Source organism: Streptomyces sp. NPDC002513 (assembly GCF_053595355.1).
On record NZ_JBSFXK010000080.1, the window covers coordinates 1 to 26,092 of the forward strand.

Annotated in this window: 17 protein-coding genes and 4 pseudogenes; 17 read left to right on the forward strand and 4 right to left on the reverse strand. The window is 68.5% G+C overall.

Annotated features, from left to right (window positions below; genetic code table 11):
- Positions 1-1,569: beta-ketoacyl synthase N-terminal-like domain-containing protein (locus tag ACWD5Q_RS32135; RefSeq protein WP_451430599.1), on the reverse strand; the 1,569-nt coding region annotated here is incomplete at its 3' end.
- A 484-nt stretch (positions 1,570-2,053) separates the two neighbouring features.
- Between ACWD5Q_RS32135 and ACWD5Q_RS32140 the strand changes: the two genes are divergently transcribed.
- From ACWD5Q_RS32140 to ACWD5Q_RS32150, 3 genes and pseudogenes are all read left to right on the forward strand, one after another.
- A complete protein-coding gene (locus ACWD5Q_RS32140) occupies positions 2,054-2,365 on the forward strand; it encodes a hypothetical protein (protein WP_451430600.1) in 312 nt (103 codons plus the stop codon).
- Between the two features lie 289 nt (positions 2,366-2,654).
- Positions 2,655-3,857: a cytochrome P450 gene (locus ACWD5Q_RS32145; RefSeq protein WP_451430601.1), complete on the forward strand. Its 1,203-nt coding sequence runs from the start codon at positions 2,655-2,657 to the stop codon at positions 3,855-3,857.
- A gap of 249 nt (positions 3,858-4,106) precedes the next feature.
- A pseudogene (locus ACWD5Q_RS32150) lies at positions 4,107-4,688 on the forward strand (FAD-dependent oxidoreductase); the annotation flags it as partial.
- Between the two features lie 94 nt (positions 4,689-4,782).
- Here ACWD5Q_RS32150 and ACWD5Q_RS32155 read toward each other — a convergent pair.
- Positions 4,783-8,025 carry a discoidin domain-containing protein gene (locus tag ACWD5Q_RS32155; RefSeq protein ID WP_451430602.1) on the reverse strand — a complete coding sequence of 1,081 codons (3,243 nt, stop codon included), beginning with the start codon at positions 8,023-8,025 and terminating at the stop codon, positions 4,783-4,785.
- Positions 8,026-8,472: 447 nt separating this feature from the next.
- Between ACWD5Q_RS32155 and ACWD5Q_RS32160 the strand changes: the two genes are divergently transcribed.
- From ACWD5Q_RS32160 to ACWD5Q_RS32190, 7 genes and pseudogenes are all read left to right on the forward strand, one after another.
- Entirely contained in the window at positions 8,473-9,492 is a 1,020-nt protein-coding gene (locus tag ACWD5Q_RS32160; RefSeq protein WP_451430603.1) for a LacI family DNA-binding transcriptional regulator, read from the forward strand.
- A 198-nt stretch (positions 9,493-9,690) separates the two neighbouring features.
- Complete coding sequence (locus ACWD5Q_RS32165; protein ID WP_451430604.1) at positions 9,691-11,049, forward strand: extracellular solute-binding protein; 1,359 nt, start codon at positions 9,691-9,693, stop codon at positions 11,047-11,049.
- 51 nt (positions 11,050-11,100) lie between these two features.
- On the forward strand, positions 11,101-12,042 hold the full coding sequence (locus tag ACWD5Q_RS32170) for a carbohydrate ABC transporter permease (RefSeq protein WP_451430605.1): 942 nt from the start codon (positions 11,101-11,103) through the stop codon (positions 12,040-12,042).
- Positions 12,039-12,905, forward strand: coding sequence for a carbohydrate ABC transporter permease (locus tag ACWD5Q_RS32175; RefSeq protein WP_451430606.1), 867 nt, complete (start codon positions 12,039-12,041; stop codon positions 12,903-12,905). Before ACWD5Q_RS32170 ends, ACWD5Q_RS32175 begins: the two co-directional genes overlap by 4 nt.
- Before the next feature lie 26 nt (positions 12,906-12,931).
- Positions 12,932-14,533: a glycoside hydrolase family 13 protein gene (locus ACWD5Q_RS32180; protein ID WP_451430607.1), complete on the forward strand. Its 1,602-nt coding sequence runs from the start codon at positions 12,932-12,934 to the stop codon at positions 14,531-14,533.
- A 38-nt stretch (positions 14,534-14,571) separates the two neighbouring features.
- Positions 14,572-16,676, forward strand: a pseudogene (locus ACWD5Q_RS32185) (glycosyl hydrolase family 28-related protein).
- A 608-nt stretch (positions 16,677-17,284) separates the two neighbouring features.
- Entirely contained in the window at positions 17,285-19,537 is a 2,253-nt protein-coding gene (locus ACWD5Q_RS32190) for a carbohydrate-binding protein (RefSeq protein ID WP_451430608.1), read from the forward strand.
- Between the two features lie 278 nt (positions 19,538-19,815).
- On the opposite strand, the pseudogene ACWD5Q_RS32195 reads toward ACWD5Q_RS32190, so the two are convergent.
- Positions 19,816-20,180, reverse strand: a pseudogene (locus ACWD5Q_RS32195) (transposase); the annotation flags it as partial.
- Between ACWD5Q_RS32195 and ACWD5Q_RS32200 the strand changes: the two are divergent.
- The 6 genes and pseudogenes from ACWD5Q_RS32200 (at position 20,109) to ACWD5Q_RS32225 (ending at position 24,287) form a co-directional block, all read left to right on the forward strand.
- The gene (locus tag ACWD5Q_RS32200; RefSeq protein ID WP_451430615.1) at positions 20,109-20,294 is read left to right on the forward strand and encodes a hypothetical protein; all 186 of its coding nucleotides are present in this window, start codon (positions 20,109-20,111) and stop codon (positions 20,292-20,294) included. The pseudogene ACWD5Q_RS32195 and the gene ACWD5Q_RS32200 overlap by 72 nt on opposite strands.
- 247 nt (positions 20,295-20,541) lie before the next feature.
- A complete protein-coding gene (locus tag ACWD5Q_RS32205; protein WP_451430609.1) occupies positions 20,542-20,970 on the forward strand; it encodes an Ohr family peroxiredoxin in 429 nt (142 codons plus the stop codon).
- Positions 20,971-21,077: 107 nt separating this feature from the next.
- Complete coding sequence (locus ACWD5Q_RS32210) at positions 21,078-21,302, forward strand: hypothetical protein (protein ID WP_451430610.1); 225 nt, start codon at positions 21,078-21,080, stop codon at positions 21,300-21,302.
- A gap of 375 nt (positions 21,303-21,677) precedes the next feature.
- On the forward strand, positions 21,678-22,124 hold the full coding sequence (locus ACWD5Q_RS32215) for a VOC family protein (protein ID WP_451430611.1): 447 nt from the start codon (positions 21,678-21,680) through the stop codon (positions 22,122-22,124).
- A gap of 128 nt (positions 22,125-22,252) precedes the next feature.
- Positions 22,253-23,694: pseudogene (locus ACWD5Q_RS32220) on the forward strand (dihydrolipoyl dehydrogenase family protein).
- Positions 23,691-24,287, forward strand: coding sequence for a GPP34 family phosphoprotein (locus ACWD5Q_RS32225; RefSeq protein ID WP_451430612.1), 597 nt, complete (start codon positions 23,691-23,693; stop codon positions 24,285-24,287). Before ACWD5Q_RS32220 ends, ACWD5Q_RS32225 begins: the two are co-directional and overlap by 4 nt.
- A gap of 250 nt (positions 24,288-24,537) precedes the next feature.
- Here ACWD5Q_RS32225 and ACWD5Q_RS32230 read toward each other — a convergent pair whose 3' ends face one another.
- Positions 24,538-25,107, reverse strand: a complete 570-nt coding sequence (locus ACWD5Q_RS32230) for a hypothetical protein (RefSeq protein WP_451430613.1) — start codon at positions 25,105-25,107, stop codon at positions 24,538-24,540.
- 541 nt (positions 25,108-25,648) lie between these two features.
- Here ACWD5Q_RS32230 and ACWD5Q_RS32235 point away from each other — a divergent pair.
- A complete protein-coding gene (locus ACWD5Q_RS32235) occupies positions 25,649-25,849 on the forward strand; it encodes a hypothetical protein (protein WP_451430614.1) in 201 nt (66 codons plus the stop codon).
- The last annotated feature ends 243 nt before the right edge of the window (positions 25,850-26,092 follow it).

Below are 26,092 nucleotides of genomic sequence, written 5' to 3' on the forward strand. Positions count from 1 at the left end.
GTCCGGGCCCAGGACCACGGCGCGGTGTTCGAACACCGACCGGGATGCGGCCAGTGACCAGCCCACCGCGCTCTCACTGAGCCCTGCCCGCCCGCTCGTGAACTCCCGCAGCCGGCCGGCCTGCGCACGCAGACCCCCGGCCGACCGCCCCGACACCACCCACGGCACCACACCCGGAGCCGCACTGGTATCCGCAGCCGCGTCAGACACACCCGCGTCAGACGCGGCCGGTACCAGCAACTCTCCGGAATCCCGCTCATCGACCGGCGCCTGTTCGAGAACGACGTGTGCATTGGTGCCGCTGATACCGAACGAGGACACTCCCGCCACGAGGGGCTGATCAGGTTCGGGCCAGGGGCCCAACTCGGTATGGACCTTTAGGTTCAGATCAGTCAGCGGTATGCGCGGACTGGCGCTCCTGAAGTGCAGACTTGGGGGCAGTTCACGGTGTCGGAGGCACAGCACGGTCTTGATGAAGCCGACGATCCCTGCGGCACCTTCCAGGTGCCCGACGTTGGACTTCGCCGACCCGACCAGCAAGGGTCGATGCACTGGCCTGGCAGCACCCAGAACAGCGCCGAGGGCAGTTGCCTCGACGGGGTCGCCGACCACGGTGCCGGTACCGTGCAGTTCGACATACTGCACGGAGGCCGGCTCGACTCCGGCCGCGGCGTAGGCTCGCCGCAGAACGTCTTCCTGTGCGGCGGGGAGAGGATCGGTGAGGCGATCCCCACTGCCGTTGTTCACGGCGCTGCCGCGGATAACGCAGTAGATGGTGTCCCCGTCAGCGACGGCCTCAGCCAGTCGCTTGAGCACAACCACTGCGCCGCCTTCACCACGTACATAACCGTCGGCCTCCGCGTCGAAGACCGCAGAGCGCCCCTGTGGGGACAGGGCTCCGAGTGCGGCGACGGCCGCCGTACTGTCCGCCGCCAGAGCCAGGCTCACCCCGCCCACGAGGGCTAGGTCTGACTCTCCGCGCCTCAGGCTTTCACCCGCCACATGTACTGCGACCAGGGATGACGCCTGCGCCGCATCAATCGTGAAGCTTGGCCCCCGCAATCCGAGGGTGTGCGATATTCGGTTGGCGATCAGCCCACGGGCTGTTCCGGTGAGGCTGTAGGGGCCGATGTCATCGGTGCCCAGCCTGGCCGCCAAGGTCGCGTAGTCACCCGCCATCACACCGACAAAAACGCCAGTCCGGCTGCCGCGTAACGCCCTGTCCGTGATGCCGGCGTCCTCCAGGGATTCCCATGCCAGTTCCAGGGCCAACCGCTGCTGCGGGTCCATGGCCGAGGCTTCCTCGGGCGAAATACCGAAAAACCCCGCGTCGAACTCATCGACACGGGGCAGGAAGCCACCGTACTCTCTGCTCCCGTCCCAAGTGCCGGACGCCTTGTCCCGGCGGTCGGCCGGACGTTCGGCGATCGCGCTGCTCCCTTGTCGCAGGGATTGCCAGAACGCCTCCGGCCCTGCTGCCCGGGGAAGACGGCAGGAAACGCCTATCACGGCAATGGGCTCGTCGGCCGACGGCAGCATCGAGGCGGAAGAGGAAAGTTTCGACACCATGATGTCACGTTTCCATGGAGGGCCGGCTGTTTCCCGGCGAGAGCTGACGAGGGGCTTAACCTAAGAATTCGCTCAGCGCAGCTTGGATTCTCTTAGTTGGCCTTGTCGCAGACGTGACGTAGGTCACCAGCGCGGAAAGGGCAGGGCGCCGCCTATCTGACCTAACGGTGCCAGCCGTGGGCAGTGGTCAACAGAATGCTAGCTGCCCGATTGAGCTGTCAACCAAACCCAATGAGCTCTGTGCAAAATGAAGTTTGCAGGTCGCGGGTCTGGTGTGAGGGGAGGGCGGGATACTCACGCTGGTCGTCGGCCTGTGTGAAGATCATCTGGCTCGTCGGCCGGAGCGTTGTCGGGTTCTGCTGCGCCGACTGCCGTGCCCCTCTTACGACCCGTGGCCGGGCTGGTATGCCGGGAGGGCGTGGAGGTGCACGAGCTGGAGCGGATCTCGGCTCGCTGGAGTGAACTGGACGGGCTGACATAGGAGTTGGCCAAGCAGCTTCAGGAGGTCCAGGCCGAGCGGGAGGAACTGGTGATCGCCGAGCGGGTCCTGAACCGGCTGGCCGAAGCCGTGGTGACAGAAGCCCTAGACAAGCCCGATCATCTCGGCTCAAAAGGCACTTTCGCGTTTCCGTTCAAGATCACGCCACCACAAGTGAAACGCGAAGGCGAGGTGGTGCCGCAGACTCAGACCGGCGAGCCAGGCCCGTGTCGGCCCAGGTCAAAAGGCCGTCAGTCGCGGCCACCCGGGAGCAGTTTGTGTCCCGGGGTGCGTGATCTTTTTGCGTTCTTTACTTGACTCTTCAGACGAAACCCTCCTAGCCTTAGGATCCGAGCATCAAATCCGGTTAAATTCCCTATGAGTTGGGTAGGTCGTTCGGCACCTTTGGAACGGCTACTCGCCTAACTCCTCTACATCCGGCCAGCGTTGCTCCTCGTTGACTGGCGGTGCCGCTTTTCGCGCATGTCGCTCCAATGCGAGTTCGGGAGTCGCTTGCGGCGCGTTTGCTTGATCAATGTCGTGGGCCTGTGCGTTTCAGCTGAATTTCTCTCTCAGTGTCAAGAAGTAACTGATCAGGAGATATGGGATGGCCGCAGTGGACAATTCACCGCTCACGTATCCGTTTGGGCTGTCCCATCAGCTGGAAATGCATCCAGAGTATGAACGTCTTCGCGGTGAGCGGAAGTTGGCGAGGGTCTCCATGCCGTACGGCGGCCAGGCCTGGCTCGCTACGCGCTACGACGACATCAAGGCCGTGCTGGAGGATCACCGATTCAGTACGGCAGCGACGCTCGGCCGCGACGTGCCCCGGCTGATGCCACTGATCGAGACCAACCCAACCATCCTCACCACGGATCCGCCGGATCACACCCGTCTACGCAAACTGGTCGGCAGCGCCTTCACCGCCCGGCGCGTCGAGCAACTCCGGCCGATCATCCAAACGATGACGGACGCGCTGCTGGACCGCATGATCGAGCAGGGTCCCCCCGCGGACCTGGTCGAGGGGCTGGCGATGCCGCTGTCCCTGGGAGTGATCTGCGAACTGCTCGGTGTTCCGCTCGCCGACCGCGAGCGGTTCGGTGTCTGGTGCGACGGGACGCTGGCAAATCCCGGTTTCACTCCGGAGGAGGTCGAGGAATCACGGCAGAACCTCTTCGGCTACCTCGCCGGTCTGATCGCGCAGCGCAGGGCACAGCCTACGGACGATCTGCTCGGGGCTCTGGTGGCGGCAAGGGACTCCGAGGACCGTCTCAGCGAGTTGGAGTTGATCACCTTCGGGGTCGCGCTGTTGGTACTCGGGCACGAGACCACAGCCAACAGCATCGGCAACTTCACGTATAACCTGCTCACCCACACCGCACAGCTGGATCGGCTGCTGACTGACCCCGAACTGCTGAACAGCGCGGTGGAGGAGTTGCTGCGCTTCACCCCGAGTCTGACCGCAGCAGCTTTCCCCCGCATCGCGACCGAAGACATCGAACTCGGAGGGGTGATGGTGTACGCGGGTGAAGCGGTACTCGTCCAGGCCGCCTCAGCCAACCTCGATGAGCAGGTATTCGTCGATCCTGACCAGCTGGACCTAGGCCGGCAGCACAACCCGCACCTGGCCTTCGGATACGGTGTGCACTACTGCACGGGTGCTCAGCTGGCGAGGGTGGAGCTCCAGGTGGCGATCGGTACCCTGTTCCGTCGACTGCCGGGTTTGCAGCTGGCGGTGGAGGCGGGCAAGGTGCCGTGGAAGCAGGGCAGGCTGCTGCGTGGCATAAAGGAGTTGCCGATCGCCTGGTAGACAGGCTTGCTGCAGTCGGGCCGACAGGGCCGGCTGCGAGCATCCCCGTGCAGGTGCCTGAATGGCCCAGCACGCCAGCCGCTTTCCAGCGGATCCTGGGCCCCCGCGAAGGGAGCGGGCGTGCTGCTGCACGTACGGTCGGCGCCCCGTCCCACCCGACGCGGATCACCCATCCGCTGGCCCACGCCGTCGTTGCGGTTCGGTCACGGGGCGGGGCTGGCTTGGTGAGGGGTCGTACGTTGTATCGACATGAGACCCCGTATCGCCGTGATCGGCAGCGGTCCCGCCGGCCTCACCTTCGCCCGCGTCCTGCACCGTCATGGTCACCCTGTCACCGTCCTCGAACGCGATCCCGCCCGCGACGCCCGTCCCGCGGGCGGCACACTGGACCTGCACGAGGGGCTGGGCCAGCTGGCACTGGAGAAGGCGGGGGTGCTGGCGGAGTTCCAGGCGCTGTCCCGTCCGGAGGGGCAGGTCATGCGCATCCTGGACACGGACGGGACCGTCCTCCGCGACTGGCAACCTCGTACGGGTGACCGGGCCAATCCCGAGATCGACCGTGGGCAACTCCGTGACCTGTTGCTCGGGCCTCTGGACGTTCAGTGGAGGCGGGTCGTGACGGAAGTAGTGCCGGAGAGCCGGGATGGCGTGCTGGTCCATTTCGCGGACGGGCGACAAGAGACGTTCGACCTCGTGATCGGCGCGGACGGTGCCTGGTCCCGGGTCCGCCCGGTGGTCTCGTCCGCGACGCCGCAGTACACCGGCGTCACCTTGGTCGAGACTTCCCTGGACGACGTCGACAGCCGCCACCCCGACCTCGCCCGGCTGGTCGAGCTGGAGCCGGGCGTGCTGGTGCACTCCAGCTCTGACATGACGGTGCCGCCGAGCGCACGGGGACTCGGCGGCACCGCGGGTTCGGGTCAGATCAGGTGTTCCAGACCTGGAACTCCGAGATCTGACCCGCCGGCCAACCGGTGTTCGCCGTGATGTTCACGCGGAAGTACCGCTGGGTGGTCGCGGGGAAAGTGATGGTGACCGTGTTGCTGGTGGCGGGGTCGAAGGTGTAGGTGGCCGAGGACCGGATGGTGGAGAAGGTGGTGCCGTCGGTGCTGCCCAGCAGCGACAGCGTCTGATCGCGGGAGCCCCAGCCGACGGGCAGCTGGAGGACCACCCGGCTGGCGCTCTGCTGGGAGCCGAGGTCCACCTGCACCCACTGCGGCAGGGCGTTGTTGGCGCTCTCCCAGTAGGTGGACTGGTCGCCGTCCGTCACGTTCGATGACGCGTAGGCTTGGGTGTGGCTGGACTCGGCGGTGGCCTTGCCGGCCGCGAGATCGGTGCTGACGGTGCCGGAGCCGCTGCCGCTGGGGAACACCTCGAAGTCCGACAACTGGGCTGCGTTCCACCCGGTGTTCGCGGTGATGTTCGCCCGCACGTAGCGCGCCGTGGTGGCGTTGAAGGTGATGGTCACCGTGTTGTTGTTGGTGTTGGGATCGAAGGTGTATCCGGCTGACCCCACGATGGTCGAGAACGTGGAGCCGTCCGTGGACCCCAGCAGTGACAGGGTCTGCGTGCGGGCCCCCCATGCCGTCGACGGCGGCAGCTTGAGGACGACCTTGCCGATGCTGTAGCTCTGGCCGAGGTCGACCTGGGCCCACTGCGGGAACGAGCCGTTGGTGCCCTCCCAGTAGCTGGACGGGTCGGAGTCGGTGAGGTTCGAGGCGACGTACGGGCTGTTGCTCGAACTGGCCGACGCCGGCTGGCCGGCCGCCACGTTGGTGCTGCTGTCGATGCCGCTGCCGGCGAGGGCCACCGTGAGCGGGTTGTTGTTCGCGTTGCCGGACACGGTAAGGGTGCCGGTGCGGGATCCGGGGGCGGTGGGCTTGAAGGTGACGTTCACCGTGCAGGACGCACCGACGGCGATGGTGGAGCAGTTGTTGGTCTGGCTGAAGTCGCCCGTGGCCGCGACGCTGGATACGGTCGCCGTGGTGGTGCCGGTGTTGGTCACCGTCACCGTCTTGGCGGTGGCGGAGGAGCCGACCACCGTGTCGGGGAAGGACAGGTTCGCCGGGCCGGCGCTCAGCACAGGGCCGGCGGCGGTGCCGGTGCCGGAGAGACTGACGGTGTTGGTGGTGCCACCCGCGTCGATGGTCAGCGTTCCGGCGCGGGTGCCGGCCGCCGTCGGCGTGAAGGTGACGCTGACGGTGCACGAGCCGTTCGCGGCGATGGAACTGCCGCAGTTGTTGGTCTGGGCGAAGTCGCCGCTGGTGGAGATGGAGGAGACGGCGGCGGAGGAACCGGTCGGGTTGGAGACCGTCACGGTCTGCACCGCGCTGGTCGTACCGCCGGCCTGCGAGCCGAAGCTCAGGGCGCTCGGGGAGGCGGTGACCGTGCTGGCAGGGTAGGGCGGGTAGACCGGGGCGGGCCACCCGCCGCAGTACGCGGTGCCGCCGATGCCCGAGTTGCCGCCGCCGTCGGTCACCGTGAAGTTGCCGCCCTCGCAGCTGTAGACGGGTGCGGGCCCGTTGACGCCGGTCGCGGTGACGTTGGTGAAGCTTGCCGAGCCGCCGGTCTGCTCCTGAAGGGCGAAGGTGCCGGTCCCGGCGATGGTCACGTTGTTGAGGTGGACACCGCTGACGGTGCCCTCGACCCACTGGATCGCCTCATAGGGGCTTTGCTGGATCAGCGCGTTGGTCACGTTGACCGGGCCGTTGATGGCCCCCTGGCTGCCGTCGAACCACAGAGAACCGACCCCGAACTGCCAGTTGGGGTCGAGGCTTCCGTTGCGGATCAGTGTGTTGTCGGAGATGGTCGTCGTGCCGACCGGGGTGGAGCTGAAGCGCTGTCCGACGTGGATGCCGCCACCCTGGGTGATGCCGGTGTCCTGCACCAGGTTGCCGCTCACGGTGTTGTCGTGCCCGCCGTAGATCGCGATGCCGTTGGCGAGCATCTGCAGCTGCACCGTGTTGTTGGAGATGGTGTCGTTGGCGTCCGCGCCGATTCCGGCGTCAGCCCAGGTCGCGATGCCGTCGTCGCCCGTGTTGCGGATGTCGCTGCCCGTGACCTTGGAGTTCGTCACGCCGCCGTGGAAGTTGATGCCGTCGGCGGTGGTGTCGCGGATCCGCATGCCGCTGAAGGTCAGGCCGTCCATCGGCCCGTCCATCCAGGCGCCGACCTTCTCGTGCTCGATCCACACGTTGGACACGGTGGAGTTGCTCATCGCGCCGCCGATGCCGTTCACCTGCGCGCCGTCGTCGCGGTCCTGGACGTCACCGGAGATCGCGAAGTTCTCCAGGTGCACGCCCGTGCTTGGCGACGGCGCGGAGTTGCCGTAGAAGCCCGGCGCCGACCCGGTCACCGTCGAGTACCACATGCCGGCGCCGGCGACCGTCACGTTGTTCACCGTGATGTGGCCAGGGATCTTGTACGTGCCCGGCGGGATCCACACGGTGCCACCGGCGCCCGCGGCGCTGATCGCCGAGTTGAAGGCGCTGGTCGAGTCGTTGACTCCGGTCGCGTCCGCGCCCTTGCTGGTCACCGACACCGAGCCGGCCGGCTGCGTCAGCGAGGCACCGACCTGTTCGAAGTCGGCGAAGTCGATGGTGTAGGACGACGCGGTGTCCTCGGGGTCCACCTGCAGCGTGAAAGTGGTCCCGGCCGGATAGGTCTGTGTGAAGAGGCGATGGGCCTCGTCGAAGAAGTGGTGCGGGTTGCTGCCCGGGCTGTTGGTGAAGGGGTAGCTGCCGTAGAACCAGCTGTATGCGTTGGTCAGGGTGAAGTTGCTCTGCTTGGTGCCATTGATGTACAGGGACAGCGGCGCGTTGTAGACCGACCCGTTCGAGCTGTCCGGGATGCTGTACCGGAAGTTGATCGAGTTCGTCGCCACCGGGGTGGTGAAGGTGACGTACTTGCCTGCCCCCTGCAGCGTCACCGCCTTACGGTGGGAGGCTTCGTCGGCCAGCTGGCCCTGGGTGTAGCTGGGACCGATGACGCTGGCGTTGGTGGCGGCGTTCTCCGCCTGGACCTCGACATAGGGCAGGGAAGCACCGCTGCCGCCGGTGGCGGCGGCCCATGCCGAGGGCGCCGACAGGAGGACGCCCGCGGCGACCAGCAGTGCGCTGCTGCCGCATAGGGCGACCGCGCGTCTGAGTGTGCGTAGAGGCTGTAACAAGGGTTGCTCCTTGGGACCGAAGCCGTCGGGAGGGTGCCGCCGTCGGGTGGGGTGCCCGAGGCCAGGTGCCCTTGGGCACGACGCAGCGCTTCGCCGGCCCTTTGCGGCCGGGCAAGGCGGAGCAGGCGCGAACAGGTGGAGCGGGAGGATTCGATGACAGGCGGCGGCGCGTGGAGCACCGTATTGGCTCGGAGGGACACGAGCAATATTCCGACCAGATTTTGTTTCAGGCTTACTTTTTCTTGTATGTTCTCGACCTCAAGCATCGTGGTCGCGTCGGTGCATGCAGAAGGCCTGCGCCCGGGGTGGGCCCCTCGGTCCCCGGCGTCGGATCGCCCCCATGTGGGCTTTTGTTGCCGTGACGGTCCCGACGTTCTTGCTGCAAAGGCTGACGAATTTTTACGTCGGACTGCAAGTCGATTGCGGATCATGCCCTAGGCTTGAGCCATGACACGACGACTTGCCGAGGTGGCTAGGAAAGTCGGGGTCAGCGAGGCGACGGTCAGCCGGGTGCTCAACGGCAAGCCCGGTGTCTCCGAGCAGACCCGCGAGGCCGTGCTGACCGCCCTGGACGTGCTCGGCTACGAGCGCCCGACCCAGCTGCGGGGCGAGCGCTCGAGACTGGTCGGGCTGGTCCTGCCGGAGCTGCAGAACCCCATCTTCCCCGCCTTCGCCGAGGTGGTCAGCAGTGCACTGGCGCAGCAGGGCTTCACGCCGGTGCTGTGCACGCAGACGGCGGGCGGTGTCTCGGAAGCCGACTATGTGGAACTGTTGCTCCAGCAACAGGTCTCGGGCGTGATCTTCTTCGGTGGCCTGTACGCCCAGGCCGACTCCCCGCACGAGCACTACGAGCGGCTGTCCCGCCGCGGTCTGCCGACGGTGCTGATGAACGCCGCCATACCCGACCTGGACTTCCCACAGGTCAGTTGCGACGACGCGGTCGCGGTGGAACAGGGCGCCGGGCACCTGCTGTCGCTGGGCCACCGGCGGATCGGCCTGGTGCTCGGCCTGCCCGATCACATGCCGTCGCGGCGCAAGCTGGCGGCGGCTCGCACGGTACTGGAAGGGGCCGGGCTGGAGCTCGAGGAGGCGGACGTCGCACACGCGCTGTTCTCCCTGGAGGGTGGCCAGGCCGCGGCTGCGCGCCTGCTGCAGCGCGGTGTCACCGGCATCATCTGCGCCTCGGACCCGCTGGCCCTGGGGGCGGTGCGCGCTGCCCGCAGGCGCCGGCTTGAGGTGCCCGGTGATGTGTCGATCATCGGCTACGACGATTCCTCCTTCATGACCTGCACCGATCCGCCGCTGACCACCATCCGCCAGCCCATCGAGGCGATGGGCCGCGCCGCCGTGGAGCTGCTCGTGGGAGAGCTGGCCGGCGCCAAGGTCACCCACGACGAGCTGCTCTTCGAGCCGGAGCTCGTGGTGCGCGGATCGACCGGTCTGGCACGGAGAGAGTCCAGTCGCTGACGGAGCGCCAACTCGCCGCGCAGCCAAGGGTCGTACCCCCATGGGGTACGGCCCTTGCGTTGTCTATGGCTCGTCACATCACGGTCTCACGTTGACTTCTTGCAAAATCTCGTCGAGATATTGCGGTGCCGACGGGTCGGTGCTTAAGTGAGGCGCGCCACATCCCACGCACTCCGCTCATGAGGGGGTCTTCTACCCATGCGCAGATCCGCAGCGCTGCTGATCGCCGGCGCTCTCGCCCTGACCGCTGCCGCCTGTTCCAGCTCCTCCACCGGCGGCACCAAGTCGAGCAACGGCAAGGTCACCATCTCCATCGACTGTGCCCCGCCGACCAGCCGCCCGACGCAGCGCAAGCAGTGGGCCGACGACATCGCGGCCTTCGAGAAACTGCACCCGAACATCACGGTGAAGAGCATCGACACGTTCCCGTGCGAGACCCCTGAACTGTTCACAGCCGCGCTCAAGGGCGGCACCGAGCCCAACCTCTTCTACACCTACTTCACGGACAAGCAGCAGGTCCTGGACGCCGGCCAGGCGGCCGACATCACGAAGTACGTCACCTCCGAGAACCTGCCGGTCAAGGACGACATCATGTCCTCGGTGTGGGACACCCAGAAGGCCAACGGGAAGATCTACGGCATTCCGCGCACCAACTACACCATGGGCATGATCATCAACCGGAAGCTCTTCCAGAAGGCCGGACTGAACCCCGACCAACCGCCGCAGACCTGGGCCGAGGTCGAGACCGCCGCCAAGAAGATCGCCGCCCTGGGCAAGGGCATCGCGGGCTATGGCGACTACAGCGCGGGAAACAACGGCGGCTGGCACTTCACCGCCGAGATCTACGCCCAGGGCGGCCGGATGGTGAGCGACGACGGCACCAAGGCGGCCTTCAACAACCCCCAGGGCCTGGCCGTGCTGCAGAACCTGCACAAGCTCCGCTTCGGCGCCAACGTCATGGGCAGCACCCAGCTCTACAAGTGGGGCGACCTCCAGAAGCAGATGGCCGCGGGCAAGTTGGGGATGTACATCGCCGCCCCTGACGACATCACCTACATGGTGCAGAGCCTCGGCGCCCACTACGAGGACTTCGGCATGGGCCCGATCCCCGGCCAGAACGGACCCGGCGCCGGCACCCTCACCGGCGGCGACGACTACATGTTCAACGTCAAGAACACCCCCGAGCAGAACAAGGCCGGGATCCAGTTGCTCAGCTACCTCTGGCTGACGGAGGGCCAGGGCCAGCAGTACAACTACGCCCGCTCCAAGTCCTCCGGCCAGGCGGTCGGACTGCCCCAACCGCAGCTGTTCCAGGGTGCCACCGCCACCAAGGACGCCCAGCTCAAGGCCGCCAACGCCACGATGTCGGTGAAGGCCTTCGAGCCCTTCGTGAAGGCCAACGTCCCCGGCGTCACCGAGCCCGGCAACGCCCAGGCCATCTACAAGATCCTCGACACCACGATGGCGACCACGCTGACGAATCCCAACGCCGACCTGCAGAAGCTGCTGGACACCGCTGAGCAGCAGGTCAACCAGGTCCTCGCCAACGCCCAGTAGTCGCAAGGGCCGTCAGGCCCCGGGACGAGCAGCCCCCCAAGGAGATCGACGATGGCGGTCGCGACCGCATCCTCCGGAACCGACACGCCGCCCGCCAGGGCGGCCGGTCGGGCCGGGGCACTGCGCAGGTCCGTGCAGCGCAACCTCGCCGCACACGGCTTCCTGATCGGCGCGGTGCTCTGTTTCGCCTGCTTCCAGTGGTATCCCATGGTCCGCGAAGTGATCATGAGCTTCCAGAAGGCGAAGGCGGGCAGGACCACCTGGGTCGGCCTGCACAACCTCGACCAGATCGTGCACGACCCCAGCTTCTGGCCCGCCTGGCGGAACACCGCCGAGTTCACCGGGCTGGCCCTGCTGTTCGGCTTCGCGCTGCCGTTCGTCACGGCCGTGGTGATGAACGAACTGCGGCACGCGCGCGGCTACCTGAGAATCCTGGTGTACCTGCCGGTGATGCTTCCGCCGGTGTCCTCGCTGTTGCTGTTCAAGTACCTGTACAACCCCGAGTACGGGCTGATCAACCGGCTGCTGCAGCTGCTGCATCTGCCCACCTCCGGATGGCTGCAGTCTCCGAACACGGCGATGCTCGCCGTCGTCATCGCCTCCACCTGGATGAACATGGGCAGCGCCACGCTGATCTACCTGGCGGCGCTGCAGAACATACCCGGTGAGCTCTACGAGGCCGCCGAACTGGACGGAGCCGGACTGCTGCGGCGCGTCTGGCACGTGACGATCCCGCAGACCCGGCTCGTCCTCTCGCTGATGCTGATGCTTCAGATCGTCGCCACCATGCAGGTCTTCGTGGAGCCCTTCATCCTCACCAACGGCGGCCAGGGAGTGGAGGGTTCGACCACCACCGTCGTCTACCTGATTTACCAGTACGCCTTCAACTTCTCCAACTACGGCGCCGCCTGTGCCCTCGGGCTGCTCCTGCTGCTGGTCCTCGCCGGCTTCTCGGTGATCTACGTGCGACTCAACCGGAGGCTGGAGTCATGAGCGACACCCGCACCCTGATCAATCCGGCCCAGCTGAACCGCACGCTCTACCGCGCGACGCTGGTCCTGGTCGTCGCCGCTTTCACGCTGGCCTTCCTCGGCCCCTTCTACCTGCTGGTGACGGGCGGGCTCAAGGACACCACCGAGTCCATCCAGACCCCGCCCACCTTGTACCCGCACCACATCGCAGCCTCCAACTACAGCGACGCGTGGACTCGCCTCAACATCGCCCACCTGCTGCTCAACACGCTCTGGTACGCCTTCGGGGCACTCGCCTTCCAGCTCGTCCTCGACGTCGCCGCGGCCTACTCGCTGTCCAAACTACGGCCGGCGCTGGGCAACGCGATCCTCGGCCTGATGCTGGCCACCCTCATGATCCCCGCCATGGTGCTGGTCGTCCCGCAGTACCTGACCGTGCTGGACCTGCCGCTGATCCACCAGAACCTGCTCAACTCCCCCTGGGCGATCTGGCTCCCGTCGGTGGCCAACGCCTTCAACATCTACCTGCTGAAGCGCTTCTTCGACTCGGTGCCCCAGGAACTGCTCGATTCCGCCGCCATCGACGGCGCCGGACCACTGCGCACACTGCTCTCCATCGTGCTGCCCATGTCCCGGCCGATCATCGGCGTGGTGTCCATCTTCGCCCTGGTCAACGTGTGGAAGGACTTCCTCTGGCCGCTGCTGGCCGAGCCCGACCCGACCAGGCAGACGCTCAACGCCGGTATCTACTCGCTCTCCCTGGGCGTGCCGGAGAACGTGCTGATCGCCGCCTCGGCCATCTCCGCCGTGCCGACGGTGCTCTTCTTCCTGATCTTCCAACGCAACATCATGTCCGGGCTCACCGCCGGCAGCCTCAAGGGCTGACACCATCTCCCGAGGAGACTTCTACCGTGCACCAACCCCACGAGTGGTGGCGTGGCGCCGCGATCTACCAGATCTACGTGCGCAGCTTCGCCGACGCGAACGGCGACGGGGTGGGCGACCTGGCGGGCGTCCGGTCCCGGCTGCCGTATCTCGCCGAACTCGGTGTCGACGCGCTCTGGTTCACACCCTGGTACGCCTCACCGATGGCCGACGGCGGCTACGACGTGGCCGACTACCGGGCCATCCACCCGGCCTTCGGCAGCCTGGGGGAGGCCGAGAAGCTGATCGCCGAGGCACTGGCGTCGGGTATCCGCACCATCGTCGACATCGTCCCCAACCACGTCTCCGACCGGCACCGCTGGTTCCAGGACGCGCTCGCCGCAGGCCCCGGCTCACCGGAGCGCGATCGGTTCTGGTTCCGTGAGGGCCGAGGTGAGAATGGCGAACTTCCTCCCAACAACTGGATGTCCCAGTTCGGTGGCAGCGCCTGGACCCGCGTCCCGGACGGTCAGTGGTACCTGCACCGCTTCGCCTCCGCCCAGCCCGACCTGAACTGGCAGCACCCCGAGGTGCGCAGGGAGCACGAGGAGGTGCTGCGCTTCTGGTTCGACCGGGGCGCGGCCGGGGTCCGCATCGACTCCGCCGCCGAGGTCATCAAGGACCCGGCGCTTCCCGACCTGGTGGACGGCGCGGACCCGCACCCCTACCTGGACCGCGACGAGATCCACGACGTGTACCGGGACTGGCGCAAGATCGCCGACTCCTACACCCCGCCACGCGCCCTGATCGGCGAGGTCTGGCTGCCCGACCCCGAGCGCTTCGCCCGCTACCTGCGCCCCGACGAACTCCACACAGCTTTCAACTTCGGCTTTCTCACCTGCCCTTGGGACGCCGCGCGGCTGCGCGAGACGATCACGACCACGCTGGCCGTGCACTCGCCCGTCGGCGCGCCCGCCACCTGGGTGCTGGCCAACCACGACGTGACCCGAACCGTCACCCGCTACGGCCGTGCCGACACCGGCTTCGACTTCGCGGCCAAGGCCCACGGCACCCCCACCGACCTCGCACTGGGCACCCGGCGTGCCCGGGCGGCAGCGCTGCTGAGCCTGGCTCTGCCCGGCTCCGTCTACCTCTACCAGGGCGAGGAACTCGGCCTGCCCGAGGTCGAGGACCTGCCGCACTCGGTCATCGAAGACCCGATGTTCCACCGCACCGGAGGAACCGACCCCGGCCGGGACGGCTGCCGCGTGCCGCTGCCGTGGAGCGGCGACGCCCCGCCGTTCGGCTTCGGTCCCGAGGGCACTCAGCCCTGGCTGCCCCAGCCTCGGGACTGGTCGGCGATGACGGTGGAGCGGCAGGCGGCGGACCGGGACAGCATGCTGAGCCTGTACCGCACGGCGCTGCGCCTGCGACGGGGCGAGCCCGCACTCGGCGACGGGCGGATGACCTGGCTTCCCAGCGGCCCTCAGGTCCTCTCCTTCACCCGCGACGCCGGCTTCGGCTGCGTCGTCAACCTGGGCCCGGAGCCCGCACCGCTGCCACCGCACCGGCAGGTCCTGCTGAGCAGCGCACCCCTGACGGACGGGCAACTGCCCACCGATACCGCGGTCTGGCTGCGCCTGCCCTGACCCGGACGCGGCACCGACCGCAGCGGGCCGCGCCGCTCATGGAGGTGAGCGGCGCGGCCCGCCCCTTTCCACGGCTCCATCGCCTTCCACCACAGAATCGAGGCGCAGTGAACCGCACAAGCAGACGCGCCGGCCTGCGGTCAAGAGCCGTCGCAGTCCTGGCGGCCGTGACAGCGACGGTCGGCCTCACCGCCGTGCCGGCGGCCGCCGGCACGGCGGCGGCCGGTGCCGCCCAGGAGACCCAGGCTGCGCCCGTGACCCGTGCCGGGCTCGACCCCGCCCTGGTCGCCGGTCGCGGAGCCGACCTCGGCTTCCTGGAGCAGGAGGCGGAGCACGCCCCGACCGACGGCAACGTCATCGGGCCGGGTCGTACCGCCTACACACTCGCCGCCGAGGCTTCGGGCCGTAGCGCGGTCAGTCTCGCGCCCGGCCAGTACGTCGAGTTCACGCTGCCGCGTGCCGCCAACGCCATCACCGTGCGCTACAGCATCCCGGACGCCCCGAGCGGCGGCGGGATCACCGCCCCGCTCGACGTCAGCGTGAACGGGCGCCACCGCAGCACCATGACGCTGACCTCGCAGTACGCCTGGCTGTACAACCTGTATCCCTTCACCAACGACCCCACCGCCGACGTGCTGCACCCCAACTGGTGGATCACCGAGTGCGGCTGCGTCCCGGGCGCCACCACCCCGGCCCCGGTGATTCCCAAGCCGTTCCGGCCGAACCACTTCTACGACGAGCAGCGGCTGCTGCTCGGCCGTACCTATCCGGCCGGTGCACGCGTCCGGCTGCGCGTGCCGAGGCGCAGCGCGGCCACGACCACCGTGATCGACCTGCTGGACTCCCAACTCGTCGCTCCGCCGAAGGCGGACCCGTCCCGGCCAACGTGCTGGCCTTCGGAGCGGACCCCAGCGGACGGCACGACTCCGCCGACGCGATCGACAAGGCCATCGCCTTCGCCAGACGGGCACACCTGAAGGTCTACATCCCTTCGGGGACGTACCAGGTCAGCCGCCACATCATCGTCGACGACATCACGATCGAGGGTGCCGGCAGCTGGTACACGATCATCAAGGGCCACCAGGTCACCCTCACGGCACCGGCCCCGGACGGCTCGGTCCACACCGGCGTCGGCTTCTACGGAAAGGACGCTTCGGCGGGCGGCAGCCACCACGTGCACCTGTCGGGCTTCGCCATCGAGGGCGACGTGCGCGAACGGATCGACACCGATCAGGTGAACGGCATCGGCGGGGCACTGAGCGACTCGACCATCGAGGGGCTGTACATCCACCACACCAAGGTGGGCATGTGGTTCGACGGGCCCATGAGCAACCTGCGGATCACCGGTAACCAGATCGCGGACCAGATCGCCGACGGCATCAACTTTCACACCGGGGTGACCGACTCCCTCGTCTCCGACAACTTCATCCGCAACACCGGCGACGACGGGCTGGCCATGTGGTCGGAGAAGACGGAGGACGCGGGCGACGTCTTCGACCACAACACCGTGCAGACCCCGGTGCTGGCCAACGGCATCGCGCTGTACGGCGGAACGGACAACACCGTCTCCGGCAACCTCGTCGCGGACCCCGTCCGGGAGGGCAGCGGTATCCAGGTCGGCTCCCGTTTCGGCGCCGAGGCCTTCACCGGCCACCTGTGGATCACCGACAACACCACGGTGCGTGCCGGTACTTATGAGCTCAATTGGAACATCGGGCTCGGGGCGATCTGGTTCTACGCTCTGGAGAAGAACATCGGCGCGGACGTCGAGGTGGCGGGCGACTCCTTCCTCGACAACACCTACAACGCGGTGATGTTCGTCGCCGACTGGCCGGTCAAGGACACGTACTCGATCACCAACGTGCACTTCAAGGACGTCAAAGTCGACGGTACGGGCACGTCCGTGGTCAGCGCCCGCGCCGCGGGGTCGGCGAGTTTCGAGGACGTGCAGGCCCGCAACGTCGGCGCGGTGAGCGTCAACAACTGCGGGTCCTTCCACTTCACCCCTGCCGGTTCGGAGTTCTCCGTCTCCGACCGCGGCGGCAACGGGTCCTGGCTCGCGCCGTGGGAACTGCCCAACACCATCACCTGCGACGACCGGCCTGCGGTGGTGCCCCCGCCCGCACCCAGCCCCTGGCCGTAGGAGTCCAGAGGACCCCCTGTGACGGTCACCTCCCCGGGTCTCCAGGCAACGGGGGGGGGCGGGGGCGGCCGGGCTGCGAGGTCCTGGACCGCCTGGACGACCTGGCCCGGGTCCGTCGCCGACTCGCCGAGTCGCCGCCGGCCCCGGGCGGCGGCGGGGACGCGCGCTCCTGGCGTGCGCCGGGGCGGTTGGCCAGGCGCACGCTGTGCTCGAGGGGGACCGTGTCGTGGGTCCCGTGGACCGCGCCGCGAGCTCCTCGGATGAACGCTCACTGTCAGCGAGTACTTACTTCATGCCTTGACTTAACCCCAATGACATTGCTTGGATCCAACCCATCGGTGAGACGGGAGGGGGCGATGCGGTGGCTTCGCCACGTCAGGACGCATAGCTGTCCGACCCCTTTCCGGGCGCGCGTACTGCGGCAAAAGCCGGCTCCGGTTCCGGTTCCGAGCCGGAGCGGTGCGGCGCACCGAGGGAGGTTGTCGCCGGAACGGCCGGCAGTCTCAAGCCCCGCAAGCACGCGTGCCGTTGCCGCCGGAATCGGCAGTGAGCCGCCGCCCTGGCACGGCACCGAACCCCCGATAGTCGCCCAGACCCCAGGAGAAGCTGTGAGACGTCCTCGCGCCGCGATCGCCGCCGTCGCGGTCACGGTACTGACCGCACTTGTCGGCACAAGTCCCACCGCGCACGCGGACCGAGCCGGGCGCGAACCGGCCGGGGAGGGCCGAGTCGTGACCGGCACCTACTCCACCGGCGGCACGCAGGCATGGCGGCCGCTGCCGAGTGTCCGTATGGGTGACGACACGGGCGCCCCTGCCGATGCCACCGTGGTCGTCGATCCGAGCACCACCCGGCAGAAATACTCAGGCATCGGTTTCTCCCTGGACGAGACGAGCGTCTCCAACCTGTGGAAGCTCACCCCCGCCCAGCGTGATGAGGCCATCCGGCTGCTGGTCGACCCCAAGAACGGCGCGGGTCTCGACCGGTTCCGGTTGACGATCGGCAGCCCCGACCTCATCGAACATCTCCCGTTCTGGTCGGAGGACGACCTCCCCGCCGGCGTCACGGAGGACTTCGGCCTCAAGCACTTCTCCGTCCAGCGGGACATCGACCTTCACATCGTCGACACCATCAAGCTCATTCAGCGCTACAACCCGAAGGCCACGTTCTTCGCCTCCGCGTGGAGCGCACCGGCGTGGATGAAGACGAACAACCGGTTCACCGGCGAGGTCGCGCTGAAGCCCGGGAGCACCACGGACTACTACCAGGTCGGCAAGTTGCGCGATGACTGCATCGATGTGTTCGCGCGCTACTACGTCAAGTTCGTCCAGGCCTACGCGAAGCACGGAATCCGCGTCGACGCCCTGACGATGCTGAACGAGCCGGGTATGGACGTGGTCTACCCGGCCATGGACATCAGCGTTGCCCAGCAGCAGAAGCTGGCCCTGGCGATCAAACGTGAATTCCGGACTGCGCGGCTGAACACCCAGCTCTACGTCCACGACTTCAACTTCTGGGACTGGCGTGATCCCAACAGCACCGCGACCAAGAACTACCACCGCATCTTCGACGACGCCCCCGACGGCTCGGTGACCGGCAAGCAGGTCCAGAACGCGGCAGACGCCATCGCCTTCCACCCCTACTGGGGGGACCCGCGTGTGATGCGCGACGCTTTCGAGCAGACTGGAAAGCCGGTTCACCTCACGGAGACGAGCGACCTCTCGCCGTCGACGATCCTCAACGACTTCCGCCTGGATGCCGGCTCCTACATCCTGTGGGCCCAGACCACGGATCAGGACGGCGGGACACTGCACTGGACGCCCGCACGGGACAACAACATCGACTGGGGTAAGGTCGCCGCCACCACCAAGTGGCCGAACCGGCTGGTCACGGTGAACACGACGACCAAGGATTTCACCGTCCGCGACGAGTTGTACGACATGGGGCAGTTCGCCAAGTACCTCACCCCGGGTGACGTGCGTGTCGAGTCCAGCGCCGCAGAACACGGCGTCAGCAACGTCGTCTTTCGCTCCGGTGCCGACAAGTTCGTCGCGGTCCTCGGCAACAGCAACAGCACGGACAGCAAGGTCCGCATCGCCGTCGCCGGCCAGTCGTTCGTGGTGACCGTCCCGGCTGGCTCCTTCGCCACCTACCGGTGGCAGGCCAACGCTGCCTCGGGCCGCCACAACCATGCCCCCGACCTGGGCCCGAACACCGATGTGGTCGTCGACCAGTACAGCACCGTGCGCCTGCAGTTGCAGGCCACCGACCGCGACGGGGACCGGCTGGCCTACTACGCCACCGAACTGCCCGACGGCGTGACCGTCGACGCAGCCACCGGCCTGGTCACCATCCACCCGACCACCGCCGGTGAGCAGGACATGACCTTCTACGCCACCGACGGCAGGGCGCGCGACCAGGTGAGCGTCCACCTGACCGTGCGGCCGCACGCCGTCCCGATGGGCGAGAAGATCGAAGCGGAGGGCTACGTCGATCAGCACGGCTGGTCCGCAGACGGCAGCAACTTCATCGAGAGCAACGCCGCGGCCAGCGGAGGCAAGAACGTGGGCTGGACGGCTGCCGGCAAGTGGCTCGAGTACCGCATCGACGTGGCGCAGGCAGGCACCTACGATCTCGAGGTGCGCGTCGCCAACGGCACCGGGACCACCGCACCGAACGCCCTGTCCCTGCGTGACCAGAGCGGAGCCACACTGGCAACCGTTTCGGTGCCTGCCACGGGTGGCTGGGGGAGTTACCAGTCCGTGCACGTGCCCGTGACGCTCGCAGCCGGGGAACAGCCGATCACCGTCTACTGCGAAACGGGCGGCTTCAACCTGGACTACCTACGCTTCACCGAGTAGCCGTCCGTCTTCCGACAGCCGGGTGTCCCTGCGATGGTCCCACGCCCGCTGCACCCTCCCACTTCCGCGGGTGGGACGATCGCGGCACCCGGCGCCGTGAGGAGGATGCTTCGCGTCGCGGGCGGCGGTCGCCACGACAGGGCCAGGCCCGGTACGGCCCCGGGTTCCGGCCGGTGCGGGAGGTGTACCGCCTTCCATGGCGGGGCAGTCCGATCGGTGGCCGTCCTGGTGAGGGTGGCTGCGGGGCCTTCCTCCGCGAAGGACACGTGTTCGTGTCGTTATGCGACACGTGTGATGCTAGCTGATGCGTGCTCGTAGTCGATCGGCGACATCTGTGCGGCCGCTGAGTGCCGTCGTGTGGTGTTGTACCGGGTGATCCAGCGGAAGACCGCCGGGCGGCAGGCGCGGGCGCTGTCGTAGCGGGGGCGCCTTGCGGCGTTTCCCGTTTCAGGGCCGCGTGGAACGACTCCGCGGCGGCGTCGTCCGCGCTCGTGCCCACCGCGCCCATGGACTGGGTTACGCCCAACTCCCCGTACAATGCGGCGAATTCGCGGCTGATGTACTGCGCGCCGTGGTCCGTGTGGAAGGCGACACCGGCCAGGCTGCCGCGCGTGACCGCCGCGGTCTTGAGCGCGTCGGCGACCTCGATCGTGCCGAGTTGCGGTCCCTGTCCTCGATGGAGCAGGCCGTGCAGCGGTGGGGCGGCTCCGGCGGGCTGACCGCCGCCGCCGGGCAACTCGGCTTCCCGCTGCCGTAGGACGAGGCCTTCGCCTCCCGCGTACGGCTTGTGGCCGCATCGGGCATCGCCCCGATGCGGCCGTTGTCCGTTCATGGCTCGAGTGTGGGGATCCGGCCATGGCCGATCTGTCTCCGCGCACATCAATCACCAGCTTGACGGGTGACGAGTGGGACTGCCATGATTTCATCACCGTCTCAACCGGTGACGTACGAAGTGCCTGGTCGGAGGCGTTGAAGACCATTCGACTCTGATGGGGAGCACAGTCATGGCAGTCAGCTACACCGCCGTCGTCGACGTCGACGGAGAAGGCCGGAACGGCGGCCACGTCCGTTCCTCCGACGGCCTGCTGGAGACCGGTCTCGCTCTCCCGAAGGAACTCGGCGGCGCGGGCAGCGCGACCAATCCCGAGCAGCTTCTCGCCGCCGGCTGGGCCGCGTGCTTCCTCGGCGCTCTCCGCCGCGCGGCCACCCTCCGCAAGGTCCGGCTGACCAGCACCACCATCACGGCCGAGATCACCCTCACCCACGGCGACGACGACGAGTTCTCGCTGTCCGCAGTCCTCAACCCGGTACTCGGCGGCGTGGACCAGGCCACCGCGGAGGAACTGGCGCACGCCGCCCACCAGATCTGCCCGTACTCCAAGGCCACGCGCGACAACATCCCGGTCGTCATCAACGCCAGTGCCGCCGCCTGACTCTACTGACCGCAGGTCCCCTGCCTCTCCCACACCCCCGCACGCGACCCGCCACCCTTCTCACACCCGCACCACCGACCGGAGAGCGAGGTCAGGACATGGCCTTCATGAGGCACACCCACGCCACCTACGTACGGAACGCCGGCCGTCGTCGCCTTCTCTCCAGCCCTGTCTCCGCCGCCTGCGGCGAGCAGCCGTCCCGGGAGACCGGGAACCGCGCCGAGCGCGAAAGGCCTGCCGACACCCAGATGCCCACTGACACCCAGGTCTGGAACTGGGCGGAGAGTGCGGTGCTCTTCGGGTACGGCCCGGGTCCGGCCAGCTTTCTCTGACCCGGCCGAGGAGAAACTGACGCCCATACCCGTCGGAAGCACACCAAGGGCCGGCCCGGCACGGGAATGTACCGGACCGACCCGAGCTACGACGGGGAGGGCCAGTGAGGCCAGGTGTGACGCGCGAGGGTGCTCTCGACGGCGGTGGTCATGGCACTCTCACCCGCGGCGTCGGGGTGCACCGGCGCGGCGGGCGGCTCAGACGCGAAGGTCTCGATCCAGCGCGCGCCGGAAGACTGCTCAAGGGCCGCGGGACCCGAGTGGCGCGGGAACACACGTCAGATGACTGATGCGGAACGTGTGACCCGCGACCGAAGGTGTGGGACAGCGGCTCGTCACCAGAACCAACGAACCATCGAAAGCGAGAGCATCGCCATGGACATGAAGCTCGAAGTCGTCATTCTGCCGGTGTCCGACGTGGACCGGGCCAAGGGATTCTACGTGGAGCGGCTCGGCTGGCGCCTCGACGCCGACTTCCCGATCAACGACGGCTACCGGATCGTGCAGGTGACCCCGCCCGGCTCCGAGTGCTCCATCATCTTCGGGCAGGGCCTCACCGGGCAGGAGCCGGGCACGCTGCACGGCCTCCAGCTGACCGTCACCGACATCTTCAAGGCTCAGGAGGAGCTGGTGTCCCGCGGAGTGGAGGTCGACGGGCCGTTCCGTGACGAGACCGGTGTCTTCCACCACGCCGGTGGCACCCACCGGGTGCCGGGCCCGCATCCCGAGCGCGCCAGCTACGGCACCTTCGCCGCCTTCAAGGACCTCGACGGCAACGAGTGGTTCCTTCAGGAGGTCACCGAGCGGGCGCCCGGCCGCTGAGACCGGCCCCGGCACGGTCGCCCCCTGCCGTGCCGGGACCGTCCCCCGTCAGTCACGACACCCGTCCCACCGGCGTCCGCCCGGACGCCGTCCGGCCGTCCGGCCGCAATCCACCCACCGGAGGACACATGACGAGCGACGAGACCCACACCTACGACGTCATCGTGATCGGCGCGGGGCCGGTCGGCGAGAACGTGGCGGACCGTACCACCGCCGCAGGTCTGAGCACCGTCGTCGTGGAGAGCGAACTGGTCGGCGGCGAATGCTCGTACTGGGCCTGTGAACCCAGCAAGGCACTGCTGCGACCCGTCCTGCTCCGCGCCGACGCCGTACACGTGCCCGGCCTGGACCCCGCCGTCGGGAACCCGTTGGACACGAAGGCCGTCCTGGCGCACCGCGACCGCATGTCCGCGGACTGGAAGGACGACGGCCAGGTCGAATGGCTCAGGTCGGCCGGCATCGACCTGGTGCGCGGACACGGCCGGCTGGCGGGGGAGCGCGAGCTGACCGTGCGCACGCCCGAGGGCGGTACGGTCCGGCTGCGTGCCCGGCACGCCGTCGCCGTCTGCACCGGCAGCCGCGCGGCCCTGCCCGACCTGCCCGGGATCGACACCGTGCGGCCCTGGACCAGCCGGGAGGCGACCGGCGCCCAGGAGCCGCCCCGCCGCCTGGTGGTCGTCGGCGCCGGTGTGGTGGGCGTCGAAATGGCCACCGCGTGGCAGGCCTTGGGCAGCAGCCCCTGCTCGCCCGCGACCAGGGGCTGCTGCCCCGCATCGAGCCCTTCGCCGGCGAACTCGTCACCGAGCGCCTGCGGGAGGCCGGCGCCGACGTGCGCTTCGGTACCGAGGTCGTCGCCGTGCGGCGGGACGGCGGGGAAGCGGGCGAGGTCCGGGTCACCCTGTCGGACGGCGGTGAACTCACCGCCGACGAGATCCTGTTCGCCACCGGCCGCGCGCCGAACTCGGCGGACGTCGGGCTGGACACCGTCGGGCTCACCCCGGGGGAGTGGCTCGCCACCGACGACAGCCTGACCGTCACCGCCGTGCCGGGCGAGTGGCTGTACGCCGTCGGTGACGCCAACCGCCGGGCGCTCTTCACCCACCAGTGCAAGTACCAGGCCAGGGTCGCCGGCGCGGTCATCGCCGCCCGCGCCCGGGGCGAGGTACTCGACACCAGCCGCTGGGCCCGGCACAGCACCACGGCCGACGCCGAGGCCGTCCCCGGCGTCGTCTTCACCGACCCCGAGGTCGCCACCGTGGGGCTGACCACGGCCGAGGCCGAACGCACCGGCCGCGCCGTCGAGGTCGTCGACTACGAGACAGGGCACCTCGCCGGCGCCCTCCAGTACCGCCCCGACTACCGCGGCAGGGCACGGATCCTGATCGACCGGGACCGTCAGGTCGTCGTCGGCGCGACCTTCGTCGGGCCGGGCGTCGGCGAACTGCTGTACTCGGCCACGGTCGCCATCACCGGCGAGGTGCCCGTCGAGCGGCTGTGGCACGCCGTACCCGCGTTCCCCACCATCAGCGAGGTGTGGCTGCGCCTGCTGGAGACGAGGCGGGACTCATGAGCACGGCACGCGACCTCATGCTCGTCGTCCTGGGCCTGCCGCCCGGACGGATCGTGGAACAGGGCGACCTATCCCTGGCGCTCGCCGGGGCCGAGGTCGTCGACCTCCTGGAGAGCGGGGCGCTGCCCCTGGACGGCGACCGCATGGTGCCCGCAGAGCGGACGGCGGCCGGCGACCGGCTGCTGGACGGGGCGGCCGCCGCGCTCGTCCGGCGGGAGCCGTACGAGACGGTCGAGGACTGGCTGTGGCGCCGGGGGCAGGAACTCGCCGCGGCCTACGTCGAGGAGCTGGCGCGGGCCGGGCTCGTGGTCCGCCCGCGGGGCCGGGGGCTGCCGGCGCGGGTCACGGACTCTGTGCCGGCCGAGACTTCGGAGCGCCGTCGCGCCCAGGACCGTCTGGCCTCGGGCGAGCCCGTCCTCGCCGCCCTGACGGCAGCCCTGGAGGCCCGGGACGTGCCCCGGGACGCCGACGAGCCGACGGAGGAGGTCACGACGGTGCTGGCCGCCGTCGCTGACGCGGTGACGGAACTGGAGGCGGTCCGACTGCGCCGGGAAGTCGAGCACGCCACGTTCGACAACATATGGCGGGCCTGAAGCCGACGCCGCCGGACCACCACGACGGCAGCGTCCCCACTGGGAGAAACGGTCTCGGCCCGCGGGGCACCGGAAAGAGGCTGGACCAGAACGTCGAGACCTCCCGCAGCGTCTGGCGCGGCGAGGTCACGCCCGGCCGTGAGAGCCCGGCCGTGCCCGCCGGTACCAGTGAGGTGCCGATGCTCTTCGGCGGGGTGGCGCAGGCGTCGTTCGCCCGGGTTGCCCGGGCGGGCCGGGGAGGGGGCGAAGGTCAGCCGGAGGTGTTCGCAGCACCCTGCTTCTTCACCAGGGTGTACATGACGGAGCGCTGCTGCTTGTGGCGCTGGATACGTCCCTTGGCGACCAGGGACTCGAGGGTGTTGCGCACCACCTGCGGTGTGGGGTTGCGGTCCGGGAACTTGTCCAGGAGCTCGTCCCGCAGTTCCTTCGCCAGGCGCGGGTCGTCGTACTTGCCCAGCAGGTCCGCCAGCAGGTCACCGAGCAGAGGCTGACGCGACTTCCCCTTCGCGCCTGCCTTCGCCGCGGTGCCCGCCGGAGCGTTCCTGACCGCCGTCGAGCGCCGCGAAGTGGTTCCGGCGGAGCGCTTCTTGGCCTTCGTGACGACGGGTTCGTCCTGTGCCTGCTCGGGCAGACGGGACGTGTCCGCAAAGCCCTCGTACCGCTCTGCGAGGTTCAGGATGTCCGCGAGGAGGGCCTCCTCCTGCTTCAACACCGAGATCCGCTCCGTCAGCTCCTGCTGTCGTCGGCGGTTCTCCTCCAGGTCCGACGCGGCTTGTTCTACGTACCGCGACCGGAGCGTGGCGGCTGACTGGCTGGTCACAACCGTTCACTCCCTTGATATGGATGACGCTGCGCATGGTACCCACGCCGAGGGTCCCGTGCGGATAAGTGTCGACGCCAGACGGTTCGTCGGGCATGTTCACCCTTCACGATAAGCGCTGATGTGCCGGTGCATGCAGGGTGCGCTGGCGTTTCTTCGGCCTTCCGGGGGTCGACGACGTCATCCGCATAGGTTTCCCTCCGAACATACTGCCCGGTAAGTGTGTCTGCGAACCGACCGGTGTGTCCCTCGCGAGCCGCCGCGTGTGCGTGTGGGCGGCCGGTCAGTCATCCGGCGGCATGCCGGCGGGCCGTCCGGACGGCCTCCCTCACGGATCCGTGGTGCACGGGGCCGTGACCCGGCAGGAGGAGGTCCGCGTCCAAGTCCTCGAGCACGGTCGGCGAGTCGAGGGCCCGGGCCCGGTCGGTGTGGAACATCCCGGGCAGCAGCTGAGGGGCTGCCCGCGCCGTTCCTGTCGGAGGAGGCGCTGCGAGCGGCTCTGCCCCGCCTCGCCGAGGCGCTGGCGCCGGGGGCATGGCTGGTGGCGGGGACCAACCCGGTCGCCGAGGACGCGCTGCGCCGCACCGTCGGCCGGCGGAACGCGGTGCGCGGCGGCGGCGATTCCTTCGATGCGGCGCGCATGACCGAGCAACTGGCAGCCCTCGGACTGGTGGAGACGAACACCTTCCCGACTGTTCCGGGCGGCCCGGTCCTCGTCGCGGCCCGGCGTCCCGAGCGCTGAGCCGGGGAGACCCGCCCGCCCTCCGTCCTGCGAGGCGGGCGGGCACGGGCCGACGAGCGGCGGCCAGCAGGGGAAGGGGCACGGACGACGGCGCTCCCGAGGGCAGACTGCCGGGCGGGTTACGACCGGACGGCGGACCTGAGAAGGCCAACGCCGTTGCGTTAGGGATCTTGAGGTGGTGGCAACCCCGCCTGAACAGTGGAAACGGGACCCCTGGTAGATCAGCTTGTGTCGAGCAAGGTG